At 68.4% G+C, this 3225-nt stretch carries 3 protein-coding genes; 2 read left to right on the top strand and 1 reads right to left on the bottom strand.

All coding sequences use genetic code 11. The features are described from left to right. Together VEY12_10920 and VEY12_10915 are read left to right on the top strand one after the other, a co-directional pair. The coding region (locus VEY12_10920; protein HYM40629.1) for an EamA family transporter at positions 1–758 on the top strand (758 nt) is incomplete at its 5' end. Positions 759–801: 43 nt separating this feature from the next. Further along, positions 802–1638, top strand: coding sequence for a GNAT family N-acetyltransferase (locus VEY12_10915; GenBank protein ID HYM40628.1), 837 nt, complete (start codon positions 802–804; stop codon positions 1636–1638). Here the strand turns inward: VEY12_10915 and VEY12_10910 are convergent. Beyond that, positions 1635–3008 (bottom strand): cation:proton antiporter, encoded by a 1374-nt coding sequence (locus VEY12_10910; GenBank protein ID HYM40627.1) that lies wholly within the window; start codon positions 3006–3008, stop codon positions 1635–1637. The genes VEY12_10915 and VEY12_10910 overlap by 4 nt on opposite strands. Positions 3009–3225 lie beyond the last annotated feature (217 nt).

Genomic DNA, 3225 nt, shown 5'->3' with positions numbered 1-3225 from the left:
GGGAGCGCGTCCTCCCGCCCCGCGGCGACTGGCTTCCCCTCCTGGGTCTCGGGTTCCTGGGCTTCACGGGCTACCACCTGTTTTTGAACCTCGGGGAGTCGAACCCGGACGTGACCGCGGGCACGGCCGCCCTGATCATCGCCTCGGATCCCGCGTTCATCGCCCTCCTTGCGGTGCCCCTGCTCCGGCAGCGGCTCACGGGCCTCCGGTCCGTGGGCATCGCGATCGCGTTCGCGGGGCTCGCGGTCATGATCCTGTTCGCGAGCGAGGCGAGCACCCTGCACTTCGCGCTCTCCGTAGGCGCCCTGGAGGTCGTCCCCTCCGTCGTCTTCACGGCGATCTATCTGGTCCTGGGGAGGCGGTACCTGTCTCGATATCGGCCCTTCGTGTTCGTCGCGTACACGATTCTCCTCGGGACCGTGCTCACGCTGCCGATCCTGGTCGCGGTCTGGCCCACGTTCGTCCACGACCTGGCGACGCTGACCTGGGCCGGGCTCCTGCCCGTCCTCTTCCTCTCGGTGTGCCCCACGTTCATCGGCTACAGCCTGTGGTTCCGCGCCGTGGAGCGTATGCCCGCCGCCGCGGCGGGAGCTTGGCTCTACGTGAGCACGCTGATCGCAGTCACCGGAGGGATCGTGCTCCTGGGTGAACCGGCCACCGAATCCATGATCATCGGAGGAGCCATGGTCATCGGCGGTGTGGTCGTCGCCCAGCATTTGGGCCGCCGCGCCGCCACGGAACGGCCGTCGACGGGCTGAGGGCAAGGCCTTTACTACCCGCGCCGTGGTCGCGCGACACGCCATGTGGACGACCCGGCGGGCGACGCCCGCGGATGTGCCCGCGCTCCGCGAGCTCTGTCTGGCCGCCGTGGGCACGGACGACTACGTCCCCCACTTCCTGGACCGCTTCGTCCGGGACGCGACCACCCTCGTCGCGACGGACGTTGCGCGGATCGTCGGGATGATGGTGGCGGACGACACGCCCGACGGTGGCGTGTGGCTCCGCGCGGCTCGCACCCATCCCGAGGTCCGCCGACGCGGCGTCGCCACGGCCCTGAACCGCGCATGCGAGGACATCGCCCGACTTCGAGGCCGCGCCTGCCTTCGTCTTTGGGCGGAGGCCCGCAACACGGCGAGTGTGGAAGCCGCGCGGCGATGTGGGTTCCGGGACCGCGCCCGGTTCACGCGCATGCGAATCCGTGCGGCTCCCACGGCACTCGAGGTGTCGCTCGAACCCCTCGACCCCGAGCGCGACGGTCCCTTGCTCGAGACGTCTCCGTTCCTCCGGCGGAGCTCCGGCTATGTGTTCCATGATTTCTACTTCATTCCCCTGACCCGTGCGAATGCCCGCTGGCTGGCCGCGGCCGGCGCACTCTGGCGGTTCGGGCCGAACGCGGTCGCGATTTCCGAGGACTTCGAGGACTTGCGGGGCAAGGACCTCCAGGTCCAGCTCCTCGCGGGCGATGCCGCCACGGTCCTACGAGCGGCCCCCGCGGTAGCCCGCGCTCGCGGCGCGGATCGGGTTGAATCCTTCCTCCCGCACGAGCCGGAGCTCCTGGACACCGCGAAGGCCGTCGGGTTCGAGCCCATGGAGTGGGGCCAGGAGGCCATCCTCCTGGAGAAGCGATTGGTCCCCTAGGGCTCGCGCCGGCTGCCATCCGCCGCTGCGATCGCGTTCGGCCGCAGCACGGCGACCTGGGTCGCGCCCGGGCTATGGCCCGCCCAAACGACAAGGGCGGCGGAGGCCACGGCCGCGAGGAGGACCACGGTGGGGATTATCCCGAGGATGAACTGGACCTCGGGCTGCGGAAGGATGCCCGACTGCACCGCGAATAGGACGAGCACGACATCGGTCATCCCGCGGGCCATGGAGGCGTACACGGCGCGGGTGTCGCGCGGGTACAACGCGAGCCCCCAACCGAGCGCGGCCGTGGTGGGCAACCGGCCCAGGAGGAAGACCGCGACCAGAAGGACCGAGACAAGGATGGAGCCTGTTCCCCCCCACTCCGACGCGAGCAGGAGTCCCAGGTAGATGAAGAAGAACGTCCGCAGGGCGAAGGTAATCTCGGACTGGAAGTTCCGCAGGGACATCGCTGACGGGGACGCGGTAGACCCGTTCGAGGGTCGGGGGCCGTCCGTGGCCTCCACGAAGCAGCTGAGCTCCCGGAGCACATCGTCCGGTGACGGGGGTCTCGACGCCGCGCCTGCGGCCGCCTTCTTGGTCGATTGCGATTTGCGCTCGATCCCGACGACGAGTCCCAGGACGAAGACCGCCAGCGCGCCGTTCTGGGCAAGGAATCCCTGGGCGGCCGCGTACACGACGATCGCGAGTCCCAGGGTCGCCATGGACACGAACCGCTGCTGGGCGAGCCGATCCACGACCCGCCCCCACCCGAAGCCGAGGACGACGCCCAAGCCGATCGCCTCCCCCACTTGGGCGAGGTACGGGACGAGAAAGAAGTTGCCGGGCGAGCCGTACCATTCGAGGACCAGGAGGACGCCAATCACCGCGATCACGTTCGTCAGCACGCCCTCGAGCACGATGGCGTTCTCGGCGCGAGGGTCCAGATGCATGCGCGGGGCGAAGCTCAGGGCGACGGATGCGCTCGGCCCGGAGAACGCCATGGCCACGACGAGCGCCGTGGTCTCGGAGATCGCGAAGAATCGCGTGAGGAGGAACCAGATGAGGAAGGCGGTGAGGCCCATGGCGATTAAACCGTGGGCGACGATGGCGGGCACGCTCCGCCCCGAGTCCCGAAGGCGGAGCGACAGCCCGCCCTCGAACAGGATGAAGGCGATGGTCAGCTGCGTGAACAGGGGGAGGAGCGGGGCGAGAGACTGCAGGAGCCCAGGCCCGAACGGAGCGAAGGGGATCAGGCTGAGACCGAATCCGAGGAGCATCAAGAGGATGAAGTCCGGAACCCGGTACTTCTGGAAGACCAGCGAGGCCGCGAACCCTACCAGGAGCAGGGTGCCTGCCACGAGCAGGGAAACCCAGGTGTCCACCATCCCGGAAACCATCGATTTAGGCTACTTGAAATATTCGGTCTCGAAAATCGCCGGCGACAGATTTGCCCGTCTAGCGGATCCGCTCGAGCTGGAACGAGCCGATCAGGATGGCCTTGTTCGTGAACTTGTACGGGACCCAGTCCCTCGTCTGGACCTCGCTCAGGCCGGCGACCTGCATCTGGGTCTTCTGCTTGTCCTGGCGGAAGGGGAGTGCGCC

The sequence above is a fragment of the Thermoplasmata archaeon genome, from assembly GCA_035632695.1.
Taxonomy (GTDB): Archaea; Thermoplasmatota; Thermoplasmata; order RBG-16-68-12; family RBG-16-68-12; genus RBG-16-68-12.
This window is presented reverse-complemented; position numbering and strand designations above follow the sequence as displayed.